26 protein-coding genes and 1 pseudogene are annotated in these 20,060 nt (G+C 40.1%); 24 read left to right on the forward strand and 3 right to left on the reverse strand.

The window, feature by feature from the left end:
* Positions 1 to 113 precede the first annotated feature (113 nt).
* From STO1_RS00315 to STO1_RS09835, 14 genes and pseudogenes are all read left to right on the forward strand, one after another.
* On the forward strand, positions 114 to 368 hold the full coding sequence (locus STO1_RS00315) for a hypothetical protein (protein ID WP_096421459.1): 255 nt from the start codon (positions 114 to 116) through the stop codon (positions 366 to 368).
* 117 nt (positions 369 to 485) lie between these two features.
* A pseudogene (locus STO1_RS09975) lies at positions 486 to 915 on the forward strand (hypothetical protein).
* Positions 916 to 917: 2 nt separating this feature from the next.
* Complete coding sequence (locus STO1_RS09725; RefSeq protein ID WP_000391636.1) at positions 918 to 1,067, forward strand: hypothetical protein; 150 nt, start codon at positions 918 to 920, stop codon at positions 1,065 to 1,067.
* Between the two features lie 217 nt (positions 1,068 to 1,284).
* A complete protein-coding gene (locus STO1_RS09825) occupies positions 1,285 to 1,488 on the forward strand; it encodes a hypothetical protein (RefSeq protein ID WP_096421461.1) in 204 nt (67 codons plus the stop codon).
* 1 nt (position 1,489) lies between these two features.
* Entirely contained in the window at positions 1,490 to 1,699 is a 210-nt protein-coding gene (locus STO1_RS09830) for a hypothetical protein (protein WP_096421463.1), read from the forward strand.
* 1 nt (position 1,700) lies between these two features.
* Positions 1,701 to 1,970, forward strand: a complete 270-nt coding sequence (locus tag STO1_RS00340; protein ID WP_096421465.1) for a hypothetical protein — start codon at positions 1,701 to 1,703, stop codon at positions 1,968 to 1,970.
* Positions 1,961 to 2,476: a hypothetical protein gene (locus STO1_RS00345; RefSeq protein ID WP_096421467.1), complete on the forward strand. Its 516-nt coding sequence runs from the start codon at positions 1,961 to 1,963 to the stop codon at positions 2,474 to 2,476. Before STO1_RS00340 ends, STO1_RS00345 begins: the two co-directional genes overlap by 10 nt.
* Positions 2,469 to 3,923: a virulence-associated E family protein gene (locus STO1_RS00350; protein WP_096421469.1), complete on the forward strand. Its 1,455-nt coding sequence runs from the start codon at positions 2,469 to 2,471 to the stop codon at positions 3,921 to 3,923. The genes STO1_RS00345 and STO1_RS00350 overlap by 8 nt, the downstream gene beginning before the upstream one ends.
* A gap of 524 nt (positions 3,924 to 4,447) precedes the next feature.
* Entirely contained in the window at positions 4,448 to 4,612 is a 165-nt protein-coding gene (locus tag STO1_RS00355) for a DUF2292 domain-containing protein (RefSeq protein WP_096421471.1), read from the forward strand.
* A 160-nt stretch (positions 4,613 to 4,772) separates the two neighbouring features.
* On the forward strand, positions 4,773 to 5,342 hold the full coding sequence (locus STO1_RS00360; protein WP_096421473.1) for a hypothetical protein: 570 nt from the start codon (positions 4,773 to 4,775) through the stop codon (positions 5,340 to 5,342).
* 17 nt (positions 5,343 to 5,359) lie between these two features.
* The gene (locus STO1_RS00365; RefSeq protein WP_096421475.1) at positions 5,360 to 5,713 is read left to right on the forward strand and encodes a hypothetical protein; all 354 of its coding nucleotides are present in this window, start codon (positions 5,360 to 5,362) and stop codon (positions 5,711 to 5,713) included.
* Positions 5,714 to 5,891: 178 nt separating this feature from the next.
* Positions 5,892 to 6,104, forward strand: coding sequence for a hypothetical protein (locus tag STO1_RS00370; RefSeq protein ID WP_033630508.1), 213 nt, complete (start codon positions 5,892 to 5,894; stop codon positions 6,102 to 6,104).
* A 49-nt stretch (positions 6,105 to 6,153) separates the two neighbouring features.
* The gene (locus STO1_RS00375; protein WP_096421477.1) at positions 6,154 to 6,444 is read left to right on the forward strand and encodes a DUF7675 family protein; all 291 of its coding nucleotides are present in this window, start codon (positions 6,154 to 6,156) and stop codon (positions 6,442 to 6,444) included.
* 15 nt (positions 6,445 to 6,459) lie between these two features.
* A complete protein-coding gene (locus tag STO1_RS09835; RefSeq protein WP_231870001.1) occupies positions 6,460 to 6,804 on the forward strand; it encodes an ArpU family phage packaging/lysis transcriptional regulator in 345 nt (114 codons plus the stop codon).
* A 37-nt stretch (positions 6,805 to 6,841) separates the two neighbouring features.
* Here STO1_RS09835 and STO1_RS00385 read toward each other — a convergent pair whose 3' ends face one another.
* Complete coding sequence (locus tag STO1_RS00385) at positions 6,842 to 7,057, reverse strand: hypothetical protein (RefSeq protein WP_033630506.1); 216 nt, start codon at positions 7,055 to 7,057, stop codon at positions 6,842 to 6,844.
* Positions 7,058 to 7,474: 417 nt separating this feature from the next.
* Here STO1_RS00385 and STO1_RS00390 point away from each other — a divergent pair, with 417 nt between their 5' ends.
* The 7 genes from STO1_RS00390 (at position 7,475) to STO1_RS00420 (ending at position 14,923) form a co-directional block, all read left to right on the forward strand.
* On the forward strand, positions 7,475 to 7,933 hold the full coding sequence (locus tag STO1_RS00390; protein ID WP_001211263.1) for a CtsR family transcriptional regulator: 459 nt from the start codon (positions 7,475 to 7,477) through the stop codon (positions 7,931 to 7,933).
* 1 nt (position 7,934) lies between these two features.
* Positions 7,935 to 10,367, forward strand: a complete 2,433-nt coding sequence (locus tag STO1_RS00395) for an ATP-dependent Clp protease ATP-binding subunit (RefSeq protein ID WP_096421479.1) — start codon at positions 7,935 to 7,937, stop codon at positions 10,365 to 10,367.
* A gap of 143 nt (positions 10,368 to 10,510) precedes the next feature.
* A complete protein-coding gene (locus STO1_RS00400; protein WP_096421481.1) occupies positions 10,511 to 11,569 on the forward strand; it encodes an AAA family ATPase in 1,059 nt (352 codons plus the stop codon).
* A 9-nt stretch (positions 11,570 to 11,578) separates the two neighbouring features.
* Positions 11,579 to 12,358, forward strand: coding sequence for a nicotinamide riboside transporter PnuC (pnuC, locus tag STO1_RS00405; RefSeq protein WP_084918029.1), 780 nt, complete (start codon positions 11,579 to 11,581; stop codon positions 12,356 to 12,358).
* 1 nt (position 12,359) lies between these two features.
* Positions 12,360 to 13,133 (forward strand): NUDIX domain-containing protein, encoded by a 774-nt coding sequence (locus STO1_RS00410; protein ID WP_096421483.1) that lies wholly within the window; start codon positions 12,360 to 12,362, stop codon positions 13,131 to 13,133.
* A 293-nt stretch (positions 13,134 to 13,426) separates the two neighbouring features.
* Complete coding sequence (locus STO1_RS00415; protein ID WP_096421485.1) at positions 13,427 to 14,110, forward strand: hypothetical protein; 684 nt, start codon at positions 13,427 to 13,429, stop codon at positions 14,108 to 14,110.
* Positions 14,111 to 14,236: 126 nt separating this feature from the next.
* Positions 14,237 to 14,923, forward strand: a complete 687-nt coding sequence (locus STO1_RS00420) for a DUF1275 family protein (RefSeq protein ID WP_000764013.1) — start codon at positions 14,237 to 14,239, stop codon at positions 14,921 to 14,923.
* A 56-nt stretch (positions 14,924 to 14,979) separates the two neighbouring features.
* Here the strand turns inward: STO1_RS00420 and dusB are convergent, their stop codons facing one another.
* Together dusB and hslO are read right to left on the reverse strand one after the other, a co-directional pair.
* Positions 14,980 to 15,960: a tRNA dihydrouridine synthase DusB gene (gene dusB, locus STO1_RS00425; RefSeq protein ID WP_172843633.1), complete on the reverse strand. Its 981-nt coding sequence runs from the start codon at positions 15,958 to 15,960 to the stop codon at positions 14,980 to 14,982.
* A complete protein-coding gene (hslO, locus tag STO1_RS00430; RefSeq protein ID WP_096421489.1) occupies positions 15,947 to 16,819 on the reverse strand; it encodes an Hsp33 family molecular chaperone HslO in 873 nt (290 codons plus the stop codon). The genes dusB and hslO overlap by 14 nt, the downstream gene beginning before the upstream one ends.
* 286 nt (positions 16,820 to 17,105) lie before the next feature.
* On the opposite strand from hslO, the gene STO1_RS00435 reads away from it, so the two are divergent.
* The 3 genes from STO1_RS00435 to dltB are packed head-to-tail and all read left to right on the forward strand — an operon-like array spanning position 17,106 to position 20,049.
* Positions 17,106 to 17,237 carry a teichoic acid D-Ala incorporation-associated protein DltX gene (locus STO1_RS00435; protein ID WP_007518064.1) on the forward strand — a complete coding sequence of 44 codons (132 nt, stop codon included), beginning with the start codon at positions 17,106 to 17,108 and terminating at the stop codon, positions 17,235 to 17,237.
* Positions 17,238 to 17,257: 20 nt separating this feature from the next.
* A complete protein-coding gene (dltA, locus tag STO1_RS00440) occupies positions 17,258 to 18,808 on the forward strand; it encodes a D-alanine--poly(phosphoribitol) ligase subunit DltA (RefSeq protein ID WP_096421491.1) in 1,551 nt (516 codons plus the stop codon).
* Complete coding sequence (dltB, locus tag STO1_RS00445; RefSeq protein ID WP_096421493.1) at positions 18,805 to 20,049, forward strand: D-alanyl-lipoteichoic acid biosynthesis protein DltB; 1,245 nt, start codon at positions 18,805 to 18,807, stop codon at positions 20,047 to 20,049. Before dltA ends, dltB begins: the two co-directional genes overlap by 4 nt.
* Positions 20,050 to 20,060: the final 11 nt, after the last annotated feature.

A 20,060-nucleotide genomic window follows, 5' to 3' on the forward strand; every position in this document is an offset into this window, starting at 1 on the left:
TAACGGTTTTGTCTCCTATCTCAATTAGTAAATCCATATGATACTGTTTTAAGTGGCAAGCATGAGCAAAAAGAAGAAAGGAAACTTATTATTTAAGTGTAGAAATTTTAAGAATGGACAATAATATAGAATTTGAAACAATTACTAACAGCAAGGGTTTTCCAATTCCCAAGTATTTCAAGGATTTTAAAAAGCTAGTTGAGAAAGACAGACAACTAGCCGAATATCTTTGTATGAACTATGAGGACTTAGAAAGTGAAGACCTGGGCGCATTTCTTGAAACAGTGGAGCAGGGACTCAGTTGGATTCTGGATCTTATCGAAAGTAAAGACTTGCTATATAAACCCAAGTCAGGGAAAAAAGCATGAAAAAGACAACAAAAAAAGTCACTTGCTCAAATTTTGGTCGAGGAGAGCAAGCGACAATAAATTGGTATAGATATTTTTTCTATACCTTGATTATAGCATAGAAAGACAAGGTACACAATGGGAAAGAAACACCAATCAGTAAAATTTAAGGATATTGCTGAAAAATTGCCTGAACTAGAGGGCAAAAACTTAGAAGAAATTGCTAGAGTGCTAGGCTACCGTAACCTAGACAGTTGCAAGGTTAATCTTTACAATCTCAGACAAAACAAGCGACTAGGTTTTTAAAGTAGAAAAAGGAGTTTACACTAAGTTTGAACTCTTGGACGATACTGTAAAAGAAGAACTGGAAGACAAGGAACTTGGGGAACGTGGTCGCTGTTTGAAGAGCGTAGACAGATACAAGGCTATGTTAAATGCTTTTTCTATCGCCTTTGATAGTACGGTCAAGGCGGAAACCAGACAAAAAGCAGGACACGACGGCTTGAAAGCCTTGGATAGAATACCAGATAAACATTACGCCCTACTTTATGACATGATGGAGAGTTAGGGATGGAAGAAAAGACACATTTTGCTAGATTCATGCGTAGAGCTATGGAGTTAGCAAGGCAATTACATAGCAAAGAAATCCAACGTGATGATTTTGATAGAGCCTGGAAAAGATTAGGCGATCAAATCGAAAACGAAACAAAGACAAACTAAAAAACCGAAGTGCAGGCAAGCAATTAGAAAAGGTTTTGAAAAATGAGTGCTGACACGGCGACTCTAAGCACTTGTTTAGAAAAAATGTGGGTGATTACCCACGATTACCCACGAAACATCACTACATGCGTCCGCCAACTTGGGGCAATCGCCCAGCGTTTGGAGTGGTGATAATTCAGTATAGGAAACGGCAAGAAAAAGGATAACAAAGCAAAAAATGACAATAACAAACTTAAAAATAAATACACAAGCAGACCTTGACAATCTAATGTCTGAGGTCAAAGCAGAAAGTCCAAACCTCTTTCAATTCATAAGTGATTTTATCAATAAAAAAGTATCCATAGAAGAAGTGGAAGCCTTTCTAAAAATGGAACATGAAATACAACAGTTATACATCAAGAATTACAAAGCGAGGACATAGCATGAATGAACTAGAATTAACGAATATACAGGCTCTTTTCTCTAGCGTGGTACTTATTGGTTTACTGGTTTATCTAAACCACCGAGACCGCAAAAAAAGCGTCCAGATTGAGCGAGAAAATAGACAGATGAAAGAAACACCTAGCGAGGATTTAAGTCCTTGCTACGGACGATATATTCAGCTTGCAGGGGTGAGACCGTGGGGGTGCTAGTATGTTTGAAAAAATGATTGAGGATCTAAAGTCGAATATTCTGGAATCAGTGGAACGGTATCTAAAGAACCATGAAAAAATTCCTCCAAAGAAGTTGAATTTGATTAGTAAAACGGAACTTAAGAAAGAGTTAAATATAGGTGATAAAACCCTGAGTAGTTGGGAACATGCAGGTTTACGACAATATATTCCACCAATCGAGGATACTAGAAAGGCTTATTATAAAATTTCCGAAGTTCTCAAGTTCTTGGGGGTGGAAGAATGCGAGTGATCGAGTTGATTTTATCAGCTGACAAATTAGCATTATTTGCCTTTCTTAAGTCTACCCCTACCCAAGTTTGGAAGAATGGAAACTATTATAAGTTTGTCTACTATGAGCCAATAGGTGAGGGGTTGACGGATTTTCGTTACAAAGGCTTATATGTGGCTATCAGAGACGAAAAAAGTGATAGGGAAGGCTGGGAACTAGCTAGACCATTAGAAATTACCTTGGCTAGTCCTGAATTGCTGATGATCCTGAAAGATTTAGAGGTAAATAAATTGACAGAGCAACGGCAGGGGCTTGGAGTGGAGTTAAAAGGCTGGGTTTTTGACCTGATTTGTAATGGCATTTATACCAGGTATGAGACTTCACTTTTTGTCCGATTGCTATTTGTGAATGGTTACAGTTTTAGTCAGTTAGTGGATTTGTTTTCTACTATCGTCAAACGGAAAGAATTGGCCAGTTATTTCCTTGAAGTAGCGACAAAATTCTATAAGGAGGTGGCTTTTGAATAGTGAAGAAATTGTAACTAAAATTATCGAAGAGAATCAGCAACAAATACCGCCTACCGTGGTGGACTTGACCCAAGCAAGAGAGACCAACGAGGATAATAATAGTCTGAATCTAACACCGAAAACCAAAGGGAAAGGCTTTGCGGTTACCTTGGACAATCTTAAGAAGATTTTAAGTGGAGATAGCAAACTGAAGGGGGCGATACAGTACAATACATTCACTTATGAAATTGACGTGACAAAAGCAACAAAATTGAACGGTAGAACCTTAAGCGGAACCATTGACGACCTAATTATTAGAGAGATTAGGGCTTATATTGCTACAAAGTACAAGATAGATTATAAAAAAGGGGATATCGCTGATATTTTGGAGGTGGTGGCTGGTGAGCATAGCTACAACCCTTTAAAAGACTATCTGGAATCATGCGAAAGCGAATATAGAGAGTTAGTGAATCAGCGTGATCCCTTTGCTATTTTAAGGCATTATCTGAATATCAAAGATGACGAATATAACCGTATTGTCATGGACTTGTTTTTCCGTGGGGCGATTGCTAAGGTATTTGATCCCTCTATTAAGTTTGACTTTGTGCTGGACTTGACTGGAAGGCAGGGAGTAGGAAAGACCCAATTTTTTGAGGGACTATTCACTCACAAGTATTTTACAACCGTTGAAACTTTCACAGACAAAGACGATAAGGCTAGAATGGTTAGAAATTGGTGTGTATTTGATGATGAAATGGTGGCCAGTAAAAAGGCTAGTTTTTCAGAGTTGAAGAAGTTCATCACCGAAACCAAACTAGAGTATAGACCGCCTTATGCTTCCAGTGATAGACGACTACCCAAGAGTTTTATCATCGTGAGGGCAACTAATGATCATGATTATTTGAACGACTTAACAGGGGAAAGGCGCTTTCTTGTTGCTGAAGTACATAAGGATACCACTTATAAGGACAGGAAGTGGACGGAAAAAGACCGTAGAGCCTTTTGGGGCGCTATGGTAGTAGCTTGGAAGTCTAACCAGTCTTTGACGCTGACAGACGAGCAGGAGAACCTGGTAAATGAGGTAAGAAGTAGGTACAAATTTGCTGATGAAACTCTTGAGGATTTGGAGCGTTATTTAGCCTTGCCTTATCCCAAAAATATGTACCAGTATCCAATATCAGATCGGACAAGATACTATTATATCTATGACATGATGAACGAAGGATATTTTAGAAATAGCGAAGGTGGAACGGCGGAACTGGATACAGATAAATATGGTGAATTGGTAGATAGGAGCAAGATGACCATTAACCTATTTTTCCAAGAGGTATATTTGACTGATAATGTACCATCAAAGGATAAGGCAAAGGTTAAAAAATTCATGCAAAATCGTGACGGTTGGGAACACAAACGATCTTTAAAATTTGGAAAAAGTGTTAAGCCTGGTTACTCAAAACCTAAAAGGTAGTTAGGGTAGTCACTAATTCAAAAAATAACTACCTTTTAGAGGGTAGCTAAAGCCTTTAAACAAAAAGGATTTAGAAAAAGGGTAGTTTTTAAGATTTTACTGACTACCCTATCAAACCCTTGATATTATTGACTTTTATATTAAAAAGTAGTTATTTTACATTATTTGTAAACTATATAGAGTAAATAGAATTAAGGTGTTTATTATTATTTTTTTGTGAGCAAGGTGACTACCTGACTACGCTTTTTGTAACCCCTTGGGACTGTAAGGTGGAGGTGGTAGTCACTAGATGCCCAAAAATGACTACCTTTTTGAAACTGATTATTTTTCAGTGATTGGATTTGATTTTTGGAGGTTATTTTAGCTATAAAATTCATGTGTATTTAACATAATGAAAAAATGTAAATTAAAAAACGCAAAACAGACCTATCCCCTTGATACAAAAGGGATTGAGAAAACGGCTTGAATTTAACAGAATAGAAGATATGTTAAATATATGACACTAAAAAAGAGAGGAAAAACAGATGAATCCGAACAAAGATTACACGCCATTTTTACAGGATAACTTTATTATTTTTGTCAAAAATGGTATAATAGAAATGAAAAAAATACCAGACTTTGGAAGTGTAGTATTTACCAGTCAAGATGGTAATATTGTCCAGATTGAAACAACAATTAAAGAAAGATAGCTGACTAGAAAACTAGAGGCGTAACATTAAAGCTAAGTGGCTTTTTGTTACGTCTCTTTTTACTTTTGGAAAGAGGAGAACAATGAGGAATAAAGATCCAGTAGACAATCGTAGGTAACAAGTACAATAAAAAAGAATAAAAGAAATGAGGAATAAAAACATGGAAACATTACAAACTATTGAAACAAAAGTAACTAAACTAATCGAACAAAACCAAAAAGATATTACAGAAGCTGAAGAAGAACTAACTAAGACAGGGCAAATTATTTTAGAAGCACAGGCAGAGTTACTACAGGCTCAAAGAGAAATAAATGCCCAAAAGTATACAGAAGCAAAAACGAAACTATGGACAGCAGAGCAAACAAAAGAATTGTATGAAAAACAACTAGAGACAATAAGTAATCAGCCTGTAATTTCTTATGAAGAATATCATGAAATTATTGGTGATATTACAAAACTAGCTAATAAAGAGCAAGAGGACTGCTATACACAAGCTTGTGAAAAGTTGAAAGAAGTTGTGGCAATTGCTAATATTGCTCTAGAAAAAGCTAACAAAGCTGATCAATTGCTTAAAAAAATCGAAGGCCAATTAACTAAGAATAGTGAATCATACAAGAAAAATAAAACAGGAGTATATCTATTCTACTCCGGGGTAGGCTATAACCCGCAGAGAGCATTTTATAAACACAAAGAACAATTAGAAAGAATTATAGATAATTTTTCAAAATAAAGGAAAGGAAAGAAAACATGAACTTATTTAGTCATAAAAGAGACCTTGGAGAAATTATAGGAGAACTACAAGTAGGTGCTCAAAAAGAAAGAGAAGAACAACAAGAACAATATAACAAAATCAGAGAGAAGGAACTTGAAAGGGATTTAAAGGAACAAAGAGAATATGAGAGTTTAATAAAAAAGACAAGTATACACTTAGAGCAAGAAAAAGAAAGAGCATACAATACTAAAGTAAAACAACTTACATCGGATGCAAAAAAAGAAATAGAAAAGAAAGTAGCGCAAGAAAATCATTATAAAACGGCTGAAGAAAAGGCAGAAGATGATTGTTATCGTTCTCTGATAAAAGGAATAATTTTTGAAGAATAAAAAAAACACAAAAAAATTAGGATAGGGGGGGTATCCCCCTCCCCCTCGGAGCTCCCGGACTTCACGCCGTCACTGTACATTTTTTCTCGCGCCAAATCACAGAATTAAGTAATAATGAAATAAAATGTTAGGGCTTAGAAATATAAAAAATGATATAATCGAGGTGTGGTAATTATGTATGAAAAAAGATGAAATTAAAAAATATTTAGAGACCGATCTTGAATTTAATGTTAATGGCCGAGGTGCTTGTTTCTTATCTAGCGTTTGTGTAGTTGGTTATGATTATGAAGGTCAGCAGTTTAATACGATTGATGAAGCTATGGAAGCTAAAGTTTTTGATGGTAAAAGTTTAGTGGATATATGGGATGAAGTTTTTCCACAAGTATCTTAAAATAAAAATATGGTCACATTATTTGACTAAGATGATAGAAAGAGCCTGAATGATGTTAAATAACGACTTAACGGAATGCGATAAACCAAGTTCATCCGATGGAATGGATAAAGTTTTTATTTCAGAGTCTAATATTGAAGGATACAGTGATTTTTACAAAAATAATGAAGAATCAAAAATTTGGTGGATTGATAAGATAGATGTTAGAGGAGAGCTGTTGTTCAGTTTTGATCAGCAAAAAATTTATAACTTATTTCTTGATTATCCCCACAATATGATGGAAGAAGAAGTTAGAATTTTTGATAGTGAAAATCCTTTCTGGAGAGAATTTTTTCAATGAGTTGGGTAGTATGAAATGGACGTAGACAACACAGAAACAGCAAAAAGAGCATATCATTTTTTGAAAAGTTACAAGTCGCTGAAGAAGTTAGCCAATCTTAGAGATACTCCAGGCGCATTTGAAACCAAAGCTATCGAGATTGTCAAAATGATAGACTCTTATAGTAGTGGCCTAGACGAAAAGAAACGTAGTATATTTTATAATTTATTTATTGTTTCCCAAAAACAAAAGCATACTTTAAAAGAACTATATAGCTTACTGAATATTGATAAAACAGAGTATGACCGTCTCAAAAGTGAAATCCTACTAGATTTTGCTCGTAGTTATCGAGAAGGAGCATTATTGACATATTACGATTGAAAACTACTGGTGGAATAAAAAGCCCCTAGAAACAAATCTAAGGGCTTTTTGACTGCTCGGTTTTATCAGCAATTTCAACTTTTAAAATTTCATTTTCAAATAACCTCGTCCATCGTAAACCTGTTTTAACAGATAAAGCATCATACTCTTCATCAAAAGTATCCTTATCTTCAAAAAGACAAATTCCCTCAAAGGTCTGGTTATCAACGTCTGTAATCGTTACAACTTTATTGTTAAACTTTCTAAGTTTCATTTTTTTATTTTCCTGATTTTGTAGCACTATAGTTTGTTATATTATTGGAATCCCCTTAACGTAAGCTTCCTTAACTTCTGCAAGAGTTATAGTATCATTATACTTCAATATTGGAGCTATTGCTAATGATTGAGAGAGTATTCTAGATATGCTATAATATTACCAGGTAATAAAAAAGCACGTTTGACCGTGCTAGTTTCTTGCCTGCTGAACTCGTCAATATTACGCCCTTTTTAGGGCTCTTTTTTGTGGACTTTTTTAGGAACTTTCAAGAAAAACCAAGGCGTCCTAATGCCTTAGTATTTTTAAAGAAAGTCAGTATTTTCAAGGGTTGAGCTCTAAAAATTTGACTTATAGAGTGTTAAATGATAGTATAGTCAAAGATAGTCAAGGTTCAAAGAAGGAGTTTGATTTACTATGAGATTTAAAAATACATCAGATCATATCGAAGCCTATATCAAGGCAATTTTAGACCAGTCTGGTATCGTGGAATTGCAGCGGAGTCAGTTGGCGGATACCTTTCAGGTTGTGCCAAGTCAGATCAACTATGTCATCAAGACACGTTTTACGGAAAGTAGAGGTTACTTGGTTGAGAGCAAGCGAGGTGGTGGAGGCTACATTCGCATTGGGCGGATTGAGTTTTCCAGTCATCATGAGATGCTCCGCGATTTGCTTTACTCGATTGGTGAGCGAGTTAGTCAGGAGATTTATGAGGATATTCTCCAGCTTTTGGTGGAGCAGGACTTGATGACCAAGCAGGAAATGACCTTGCTGACTTCAGTAGCAACAGATCGTGTCCTAGGGGAGGAATCCTCAGTTGTCCGTGCCAATATGCTCCGGCAGCTATTACAAGAGGTAGATAGAAAAGAGAAGTAAGATGAATTATTCAAAAGCATTGAATGAATGTATCGAAAGTGCCTACATGGTTGCTGGCCATTTTGGAGCCCGATATCTAGAGTCTTGGCATTTGTTAATTGCCATGTCCAATCACAGTTACAGTGTGGCAGGTGCGACTCTAAATGATTATCCTTATGAAATGGACCGTTTAGAAGAGGTTGCGTTGGAACTGACTGAAACGGACTATAGCCAGGATGAAACCTTTACAGAATTGCCCTTTTCCCATCGTTTGGAGGTTCTCTTTGCAGAAGCAGAGTATGTGGCCTCAGTGGTCCATGCTAAGGTGTTGGGGACAGAGCATGTCCTCTATGCGATTTTGCATGATGGCAATGCCTTGGCGACTCGTATCTTGGAGAGGGCTGGTTTTTCTTATGAAGACAAGAAAGATCAGGTCAAGATTGCTGCCCTTCGTCGCAATTTAGAGGAACGTGCAGGATGGACTCGTGAAGACCTCAAGGCTTTACGCCAACGCCATCGTACGGTTTCTGATAAGCAAAATTCTATGGCTAATATGATGGGCATGCCTCAGACTCCAAGTGGCGGTCTAGAGGACTACACGCATGACCTGACGGAGCAAGCGCGCTCTGGCAAGTTAGAGCCAGTCATCGGTCGGGACAAGGAAATCTCGCGTATGATTCAGATTTTGAGTCGGAAGACCAAGAACAATCCGGTCTTGGTTGGGGATGCTGGTGTCGGGAAAACAGCTCTGGCACTTGGACTTGCCCAGCGTATTGCTAGTGGTGATGTGCCTGCGGAAATGGCCAAGATGCGTGTGTTAGAGCTTGATTTGATGAATGTCGTTGCGGGAACACGTTTCCGTGGGGATTTTGAAGAGCGCATGAACAATATCATCAAGGATATTGAAGAAGATGGCCAAGTCATCCTATTTATCGATGAACTCCATACTATCATGGGTTCTGGGAGCGGGATTGACTCGACTCTGGATGCGGCTAATATCTTGAAACCAGCCTTGGCTCGTGGAACTTTGAAAACTGTTGGTGCGACTACTCAGGAGGAATATCAAAAACATATCGAAAAGGATGCAGCCCTTTCTCGTCGTTTCGCCAAAGTGACGATCGAAGAGCCAAGCGTGGCCGACAGTATGACCATTTTACAGGGCTTGAAGGCTACCTATGAGAAACACCACCGTGTGCAAATCACAGATGAAGCGGTTGAAACAGCTGTCAAGATGGCGCATCGTTACTTGACAAGCCGTCACTTGCCAGACTCTGCCATCGATCTATTGGATGAGGCGGCAGCAACAGTGCAAAACAAATCCAAGCATGTGAGAATGGATGAAACCGACTTGAGTCCAGCTGACAAGGCCTTGATGGATGGCAAGTGGAAACAAGCAGGCCAGCTAATCGCAAAAGAACAAGAATTGCCTGTCTATAAAGACTTGGTGACAGAATCTGATATTTTAACCACCTTAAGTCGCTTGTCAGGTATCCCAGTCCAAAAGCTGACGCAAACAGATGCTAAGAAATACTTGAACTTGGAAGCAGAACTGCATAAACGCGTCATCGGACAAGATCAAGCTGTTTCAAGTATTAGCCGTGCCATTCGCCGTAACCAGTCAGGTATTCGCAGTCACAAGCGTCCGATTGGCTCCTTTATGTTCCTAGGACCGACGGGTGTCGGTAAGACCGAATTGGCTAAGGCTTTGGCAGAAGTTCTTTTTGATGACGAATCAGCCCTTATCCGCTTTGACATGAGTGAGTATATGGAGAAATTCGCAGCCAGCCGTCTCAATGGAGCTCCTCCGGGTTATGTGGGCTACGAAGAAGGGGGGGAGTTGACCGAGAAGGTCCGCAATAAACCATACTCCGTACTCCTCTTTGACGAGGTCGAGAAGGCCCACCCAGATATCTTTAATGTCCTCTTGCAGGTCTTGGATGATGGAGTTCTAACAGACAGCAAGGGGCGCAAGGTTGACTTTTCAAATACCATTATCATCATGACGTCAAACCTTGGTGCGACAGCCCTTCGTGATGACAAGACTGTCGGTTTTGGGGCCAAGGACATTCGTTTTGACCAAGAAAATATGGAAAAACGAATCTTCGAAGAGTTGAAAAAAGCTTATCGACCAGAGTTTATCAACCGTATTGATGAAAAGGTGGTCTTCCACAGCTTGGATAGCGAACACATGCAGGAAATTGTCAAGATCATGGTTAAACCATTGATTGCTAGCCTAGCAGAGAAAGGCATCGACTTGAAACTGCAAGCTTCGGCACTGAAGTTACTAGCTAGTCACGGTTACAATCCAGAAATGGGAGCTCGTCCACTTCGCAGAACACTGCAAACAGAAGTGGAAGACAAGTTGGCAGAACTCCTCCTTAAGGGAGAACTGGTAGCAGGTAAGACCCTCAAAATTGGTGTCAAAGCTGGACAATTGAAATTTGATATTGCTTAAAAATGAGAATCAGGAGGAATCCTGATTCTTTTTTATCACTTTTTTATAAAAAATAATAAAAACCCTTGAAAAAATAAAAATATAAGATATAATAAAAACATAGAAAATAAAAATATCAAAAATTATAAAAAGGTAAAATGTTTATGAAAAAGAAAACAGCAGTAGTATTTGGGACCTTTGCCCCTCTTCATCAGGGTCATATCGATCTGATCCAGCGAGCGAAGCGTAAGTGTGACCAGGTCTGGGTAGTCGTTTCAGGCTACGAGGGAGACCGAGGGGAGCAGGTAGGTTTAAGTCTTCAAAAACGATTTCGCTATATCCGAGAGGCTTTTCGTGATGACGAATTGACCTCTGTCTGCAAGCTGGATGAGACCAATCTTCCCCGTTATCCTATGGGCTGGCAGGAGTGGTTGAACCAGATGTTAGAGGAGATTTCCTATGATGAAACCCAGCAAGAACTGACTTTCTTTGTGGGAGAAGAAGAATACCAGCAAGAACTAGCTAAACGTGGATTTAGCACTGTCTTGCAAGAAAGAAAGTTTGGTATCTCAGCGACTATGATTCGAGAAAATCCAAGCAAATATTGGAAATATATTGCTCAACCCTTCCGTCGTCAGTTTACTAAGAAAGTGTTAATTATGGGAAGTGCTAGCAATGGGAAGACCACTCTGGCCAAGGATTTGGCAAGGTATTACGATGCGCCCGTTAGTCTGGAATACGCGCGTGAGTACCAGATCAAAAACAATGTCCGCGACGATGAATTGACTCCAAAAGATTACTATTATCTCCTTTTAGGGCAGTATGACCAGACCTCCAAGCTAATCGATAGCAATGCCAATCGAGGCCTAGTGATAGCCGATACCAACTCCTTGGTAACCAAGGGTTACTATGACTATTACATGGAGACTGAGGACCAAGAGGACTTATCAGGAGAAACCTTTGACAATCTCTTTGCCTCCATCTTGGCCAAGGAAAAATGGGATTTGATTCTCTTTTTGCAGCCTGTTGGCTCCTATGTCAATGACGGATTTAGAGATATGACCATGGCAGAAGACCACATTCGCTACAGTTTTTCCCAGCATTTGGACCAGATGAGGGAGCGATACTTAACCACCATTCCTTTAGTTTATCTAGCAGAGGATTATCTAGGCAATTATGAAGCAGCAAAAGTGGCTATTGATGCCATTTACCAAGCAGATTAGGAGAAAAATATGAAAAAACTAACTGAAAAAATCACACAATTTATCGAAAACTTTAAAAATGTCCATGCCGAAGCCCGCAAGATTGGTTTTGCAGGAATCATGCGCTTACTATGGAAAGATCTCTTTGTCGGCCGTAGCCTTTTCCAGTGGTTGTATCTCATCGCCCTGTCAAGTGTTCCCTTGATCTTGGAGTTTACACAAAATACGGAAAGCCATGACTGGCTTAGCTTATTTGCATCCTGGACTGGGATTGTCTGTGTTATCTTGGTAGCAGAAGGGCGTGCAAGCAATTATCTCTTTGGGGCCATTAACTCAGCAATCTACTTGATCTTGGCCATGAATGCGACTTTTTATGGCGAAGTCTTGACGACGGTTTACTTCTTTGTCATGCAGCCGATTGGTCTCTATGCTTGGCTGTCCAATCGTATCAATGAACAGGAAAAACCAGAAGAATCCCACTTTGAAGCTAAGAAATTATCTGTTCTTGACTGGCTCAAGTACTTAGCCTTGACTGCCATTATCTGGATTGGTATGGGCTTGGCTTACCAAAGTATCCATAGCGCTCGCCCTTTCCGTGATAGTGTTACCGATGCGACCAATGGTGTTGGTCAGCTCTTGATGACACGTCTCTACCGTGAGCAATGGATTTTCTGGATTGCAACTAATCTCTTTAGTATCTACCTCTGGTGGGGTGAAAATATCCACATTCAAGGGATGTACTGGGTTTACACACTCAATAGTCTAGTGGGATGGTACCAATGGACCAAGGCAGTTCGAAAGGAGGCATAAGATGGCAGACATAAAGATTCCATCAGGGATGATGGAAAAAGAATATTTTGAAATTCATGCCAGTCAGGAGGAGTTTTTAGACTGGTACTACAAGCAGGAACTCCCTCAATATGAAAAACCAAGTGTGACAGTGGATATGGTAGCCTACTGCTTTGTCGAAGGAAAGATCAAACTCCTGCTGATTCGTCGCAAGGCTCACCCTTATCAGAACTGTTTGGCCTTAGTTGGAGGCTTTATGGACAAGGGAGAAGATGCTGCACATGCCTGTCAGCGCGAAGTGAGAGAAGAAGTCAATCTCGATCTACCTTTGGAAAAAATCGAGCAATTGATGACCGTATCGACTCCCGGGCGTGATCCGCGGGGCTGGACAGTGACCATTGCCCACTTGGTGTACCTACCTAGTCGTGCCTTAGACCTCGTTCAGGCAGGTGACGATGCTAAGGATGTCGTTTTCGTAGATGTCGATTTCCAGACAGGCAAATGCTTCCTAGAGGGAGTGGAGCTGGACGAGCAAGCCTTCGCCTTTGACCATTATGCCATTATCCAAGAATCTATCAAACGAATCCAAGGCCGTCTCGACTGGAATCCGACCTTCCTCTACCTGCTGGAGGAGGAGTTCACTGTCTACGAGGGGACTGAACTGGTCAATCTTATCAACCCAGGTCGCCCCATCGTCAGCAATAACTTTCTCGTAAAATACGGAGAATATGTAGAAGAAGTCGGGCTCAAACGAGTACCTAAAAAGAAGCCAAGAAAAACCTATCGATTGAAATAAAGAGGTCGGGACCAAAATCCCGACCTCCTTGTTTACTATTATTAGATTGCTTTTCTGTTGCGACTGTTTTTATTATAGAACAATGCAAGCGATTATATAAGTACGATGCAAAAAATAGGACTCTAATCTAGGAAATTTTTCTATTTTTTCGTTTCAATTACGAATTGAAATAGTGGAGGGAACAATTTTTAAAATAGGTTCTCTAAATAGTTGACAGATTCAAAGCCCAATGTTACAATTATATTACAAAAAGATTTCTTAACATTTCAAAAATGTTACAAAGGAGTAGAAAAATGAAAAAGAAAACCTATATCAAATTGATGGCAGCGACTGTATTGGCTTCTACCTTGCTACTGGGAGCTTGTGGAAATAAAAACGAAACCGCTCAAACCAGTAGCTCTGCCAAGACAAGTCAATCATCAAGTTCCAAAGCAGCTTCTTCTAGCAAAGAAAGCAAGACTCAAAAATCTTCAAGCTCAGCTTCATCTGAAAAGGCTCAGGCATCTTCTGGTCAGTCTTCTACAACAGCAGATCAGTCACAAGCGAAACCAGCGCCTGAATCAAGACAAGAACAAGCAGCTCCTAGTCAACAAGCTCCAGCTCAGGCTCCATCAACTCAGCAAGGTTCTCAAGCCCAGTCTAACCAGTCAGGCTATGATCCAACAACTGACCGCAAACTTCAAGACAAGCAAGCAGAACACAACAAACGCTACAAGGGTGTTTTAACCATGGTCGATGGTGATTTCTCAGCAGCTGCAGGCAACTGGAAGGGAGCGAATGGCGAAACTATTACGGTTTCATCAGGGGGCCAATTTACAGTAGAAACTGCAGAAGGAAATAAAGAAAACTACTCTATTAGAGGCTACTCTTACACTCTTGATGATGGCAAGTATAATGCTAAAATCGGAGGAGGAAAAATCATCCAAATTACAACAGGTGCGGATGGTAAAGTTTCAAGCGTTGCCTTGATTCAATAATAAAATTTTGTGTTTTAACTCTTACTAGAAATCGTTCTGTAAAAGAGTGAATCAACTGTTTTTCACTTAGTTTCTCCAAGAGAATGTGGTATAATAAAAAAATCAAAGGAAAACGAGTGATAATACATGGCGGATAAATTAATCTTACCTCAAAACACACGATTGATGGGAGTATTTCTTGGGTTTGTAGGTGGTTCTTTGGATGTGTTTTGCCATATTCAATACCATAGTTTGGTAGCGACACAGACAGGGAATATTCTCCTACTTATATCTGATTGGCGCTACTCAAATGTTATCAATACGATGTTGCGATTCTGCTCCATTATTTTCTTTTCTCTAGGATTTCTGTTTGCATTGCACATGAAAGAATACCGCAAAACGGCCTACTGGCGGGTTAAGATGTTGCTCCCCTTATTTATCGGGACCCTTATCTTGCCTTTCTTTTCACGATTTCCTCTATTAGAAGTTCCTTTCATTGCTTTTGGAACAGGAATGATGATGCTAACATTTACGGGCAGTTTGATTGAAGATCATCCCTATGTCATTTTTATGACATCTGGAAATTACCGAAAGATGTTGACCGCTTTGTATCGCATTGCTAGAAGAGAAGGAAATATCCAAGAATACCGTCGTCAAGCCTTAAATTATGGGATTGTTGTGGGAAGTTTCATAGTGGGGGCAATCAGCTTGGCTGTATTGATGCATTTTCTTCATGAATGGTCTGTTTGGATTATCAGCCTCAATTTGTTTTTGATTATGTCCTACTATATAGCTAGAGTGAAGCAATTAGATTTACAAGATGAAAACATATAAAAAACGGCAAAACTCAAAAATGAGTCTTGCCGTTTTTGTAAGTTGTAGATGTGAGACTATGCTTTGTCTAATTGCAAGAGGGCTTCAATTTCTGCCAGAGTGCTAGCTTGTGAAATGGCTCCACGAAGTTTGGCTGCACCAGATGTTCCCCGAAGGTAGTGAGGAGCGAGTCCACGGAATTCACGAACTGCAATGTTTTCCCCTTTGAGGTTAATCAAGCGTTTCAAGTGTTCGTAAGCAATTTTCATCTTGTCTTCGAAGGTCAAATCAGGGAGGATTTCTCCAGTTTCAAAATAGTGATTGATCTGGTTGAAGAGGTAGGGATTTCCCATGGCTGCTCGGCCAATCATAACTGCGTCAGCACCAACTTCTTCGATACGCTGTTTAGCGTCTTGAACCGTACGAATGTCACCGTTGGCGATAAATGGAATCTTGGTCAAAGCTTGAGCGACCTTATGAAGGGTCTCGAGGTCAGCGTGACCAGTATACATTTGCTCACGGGTACGACCGTGCATGGTAAGGGCAGAGACACCAGCAGCCTCAGCGGCGAGAGCATTTTCCACGGCTAGGGATGGATCAGACCAGCCGGTGCGCATTTTGACAGTAAGTGGGATATCAAGGACAGACTGGACTTTGTTGATGATAGAGTAGATTTTGTCTGGATCCTTGAGCCACATAGCGCCAGCTTCGTTCTTCACGATTTTGTTAACTGGGCAGCCCATGTTGATATCGACGATATCGGTCTTGGTGTTTTCTTGGATGAATTCTGCTGCGCGTGCGAGGCTGTCTTCATCGCTACCAAAAAGTTGGATAGAGACAGGGTTTTCGCCTTCATCGATATGAAGCATGTGCAGGGTTTTTTCGTTGTTGTATTGGATTCCCTTGTCAGAGACCATTTCCATCACAACGAGTCCAGCTCCAAGCTCTTTTGCGATGGTACGAAAGGCTGAGTTGGTGACACCAGCCATGGGCGCTAAAACAGTACGATTGGGAATCTCAACATTGCCAATCATAAAAGGTGTATTAAGATTTGTCACGAATGAGTTCCTCCAGGTCGTTTTCATCAAAATTATAAGTTGTTTGGCAGAATTGACAAGTGATTTCTGCCCCGTGGTCTTCCTCTTTCATTTCCTCTAAGTCTGAGCTTGGAAGGCTGGCAAGAGCATCCATAAAGCGGTCTTTGCTGCAGTCACATTGGAAACGGATTTCTTCTTCGGAAAGGCGTTTGTAGGATTCGTCGCCGTAGATAGCCTTGAGAAGGGCTTCGATATGGTCGTCGCTTTCTAGAAGAGTTGAAATGGCTGGCATTTCTTGGATGCGTTTCTCAAAGCGAGCAATCTCTTCTTCCTTGGCCCCTGGCAATACTTGGAGAAGGAAGCCACCTGCGACTTTGACCTTGTCGTCTTTATCCAAAAGAACATTGAGGCCGACGGCTGAAGGAGTTTGTTGACTTTCGGTCAGGTAGTAGGCCAAGTCTTCACCGATTTCCCCGGATATGAGGGGAGTCATAGAGTTGTAAGGATTTCCAGTACCATAGTCTGTGATAACGAGAAATTGACCATTGCCGACAAAAGGTCCGACTAGGACTTCACCTGTTGCGGTCTTTTTGATGTCAACACCTGGATTTTGAACGTAGCCTTTGACATTTCCCTTGGTATCTGCGACCGTTATGATGGCACCGAGAGAGCTCGTTCCAAGAACTTTTACAGTAATCTTGGTATTTCCTTTTTCATTGGCTGCGAGAATTTGGCTAGCGATAAGGGCACGACCAAGTGCAACAGTCGAACTGGCTTGAGTTTGATGTTTTTCTTGAGCAGTGCGGACGGTTTCTGTGCTGTCAAGGACAAAAGCACGAAAGGCTCCGCTTTCTGATATAGTTTTAATAATTTTATCCATAGCTACTATTTTAGCATAAAAATGCCCAAAGAGGGAGCCGTGTGTTTGTTGTTATTCTTTAAACTGTTTAATTTCTGATGACTGGTATAGGAGATTTATAGAAATGGAAATCTTTGCCTGCATCTACTGTTAACATTTTAATTTATCTTAAAATAACCTAAAACGAACTTTTAAGTTATGGTAAACAGTTGAAAAAAAGGTTGATAAAGTGGTAAAATGTTAGGAAGATAAGTTACTAATAGTGCGTATTTGTAGTCGATAGAAATGATATATTAATGGATAGCTTATGAAAAAACAACGAAACCTACATGTATTTTTAGGCCGGACGGCCCTATATTTTGTAATCTTACTTGGCTTGCTTTATTTTTTTAGTTACCTTGGGCAGGGACAAGGTGGCTTTATTTATAATGAGTTCTAGTTTAAAGGAGAAAAGGAACAGTGTCTAATAAACCGATAAAAGATATGATTGAAACGATTGAGCACTTTGCTCAAACACAGCCAACATATCCTGTCTACAATGTTTTAGGTCAAGAGCATACTTATGGCGATCTGAAGGCTGATTCAGATAGTTTAGCTGCAGCTATCGATCGACTTGACTTGCCTGAGAAATCTCCAGTCGTCGTTTTTGGTGGTCAGGAATATGAGATGTTGGCTACCTTTGTAGCACTGACTAAGTCAGGGCATGCCTACATTCCAATTGACAGCCATTCGGCCTTGGAACGAGTTTCTGCTATCGTAGAAGTTGCAGATCCAAGCTTGATTATTGCTATCTCAGATTTTCCATTAGAGCGAGTCTCTACGCCAATGATGACTTTAGCTCAGGTTCAAGAAGCCTTTGCTCAAGGGGCTAGTTATGAGATTACACATCCAGTCAAAGGAGATGATAATTACTACATCATCTTTACTTCTGGTACGACCGGTAAGCCTAAGGGGGTGCAGATTTCCCATGACAATCTCCTCAGCTTTACCAACTGGATGATTACAGATAAGGAATTTGCGACGCCAAGTCGTCCACAAATGCTGGCTCAGCCCCCTTATTCTTTTGACCTATCTGTCATGTACTGGGCACCGACCTTGGCACTTGGTGGCACGCTTTTCGCTCTTCCTTCAGCCATTACTCAGGACTTCAAAAAACTCTTTGCGACGATCTTTTCCTTGCCAATCGCTATCTGGACCTCAACACCGTCCTTTGCAGATATGGCCATGTTATCAGAAGACTTTAACAGTGAGAAAATGCCAGGAATCACGCATTTCTACTTTGATGGTGAAGAATTGACGGTCAAAACAGCTCAAAAACTGCGCGAGCGATTCCCAAATGCTCGTATTATCAATGCCTACGGTCCAACAGAAGCGACAGTAGCTTTGTCAGCAGTTGCCGTCACTGATGAGATGTTGGCGACTATCAAACGCCTGCCAATCGGCTATACCAAGGCGGATTCTCCAACCTTTATCATTGACGAGGAAGGGAAGAAAGTTCCAAATGGTGAACAGGGAGAAATCATCGTTTCTGGGCCAGCTGTTTCAAAAGGCTATATGAATAATCCTGAAAAAACGGCAGAAGCTTTCTTTGAATTCGAAGGTCTTCCAGCCTACCACACAGGGGATGTAGGAACCATGACAGATGAGGGCTTGCTTCTCTATGGTGGACGCATGGATTTCCAGATTAAGTTTAATGGTTATCGCATTGAACTTGAAGATGTCTCTCAAAACCTCAACAAGTCTCGCTATATCGAGTCGGCTGTTGCTGTCCCACGTTATAACAAGGACCACAAGGTACAAAATCTACTGGCCTATGTCATCCTAAAGGACGGCGTTCGTGAACAGTTTGAACGTGATATCGATATTACCAAGGCTATCAAAGAAGACCTAGCAGATATCATGATGTCTTATATGATGCCGTCTAAGTTTCTCTATCGAGACAGTTTGCCGCTAACGCCTAATGGTAAAATTGATATCAAGGGCTTGATTAACGAGGTAAACAGTAGATGATGGAGCTTTATAAACAGCTACCTCATTTGGAACCTTATGGTGATCTTCAGTACTTTTTATACGTAATTGCTGCGACTTTACCTATCTTTATTGGTCTTTTTTTCAAGAAACGTTTTGCCTTGTACGAGGTGCTTGTTAGTCTCTTCTTTATCGTCACCATGTTGGTAGGTGGAAAGACGAATCAAATAAGCGCACTTATCCTTTATGTTATCTGGCAAGTACTTCTTGTATCTTTCTACAAAAGGTACAGGAAACAATGGGATAGTAAATGGATATTTTACCTGGTTAGTTTTTTATCTCTATTGCCTATCGTCTTTGTGAAAGTATCTCCTGCTATTCATGGACCTCAATCTTTGTTTGGATTTTTAGGGATTTCTTACCTAACCTTTCGTGCTGTTGGGGTTATCGTTGAGTTAAGAGACGGTGTCATTAAGGATTTAACGATTTGGCAATTCTTACGTTTTCTTCTCTTTATGCCGACTTTCTCGAGTGGTCCCATTGATCGTTTTAAACGCTTCAATGAAAATTATGAGACCATTCCTGAACGGGATGAGTTGATGAACATGCTAGAAGGGGCTGTCAAGTATATCATGCTTGGCTTCCTTTACAAGTTTATCTTGGCCCATGTTTTGGGAGAGATATTACTGCCTCCGCTGAAAAATTTGGCCTTGCAGACAGGTGGTTTCTTTAACCATTATGCTCTTGCAGTTATGTATACCTTCGGTTTAGAACTGTTCTTTGACTTTGCGGGCTACTCTATGTTTGCCTTAGCCATTTCAAACTTGATGGGTATTCATAGTCCTATCAACTTTAACAAGCCCTTTTTGTCAAGGGATTTAAAAGAATTTTGGAATCGCTGGCACATGAGTTTGTCTTTCTGGTTCCGTGACTTTGTCTTTATGCGGATGGTCATGGTGTTGACCAGAAAGAAGGTCTTTAAAAATCGCAATGTGACCTCAAGTGTAGCCTATATTCTCAATATGCTGATTATGGGATTTTGGCATGGTGTGACCTGGTACTATATCGCCTACGGACTTTTTCATGGGATTGGGCTGGTCATCAATGACGCTTGGGTTCGTAAGAAAAAAGCGCTCAATAAAGAACGGAAAAAAGCTGGAAAGGGTTCCTTACCTGAGAATCGCTGGATTCAGTTGCTTGGCATGGTTGTCACCTTCCATGTCGTGATGGTTTCATTCTTAATCTTTTCTGGATTTTTGAATGATTTATGGTTTAAAAAATAAAAGGATATGAA

It is taken from the genome of Streptococcus oralis subsp. tigurinus (assembly GCF_002356415.1).
GTDB classification, from domain to species: Bacteria; Bacillota; Bacilli; order Lactobacillales; family Streptococcaceae; genus Streptococcus; species Streptococcus oralis_F.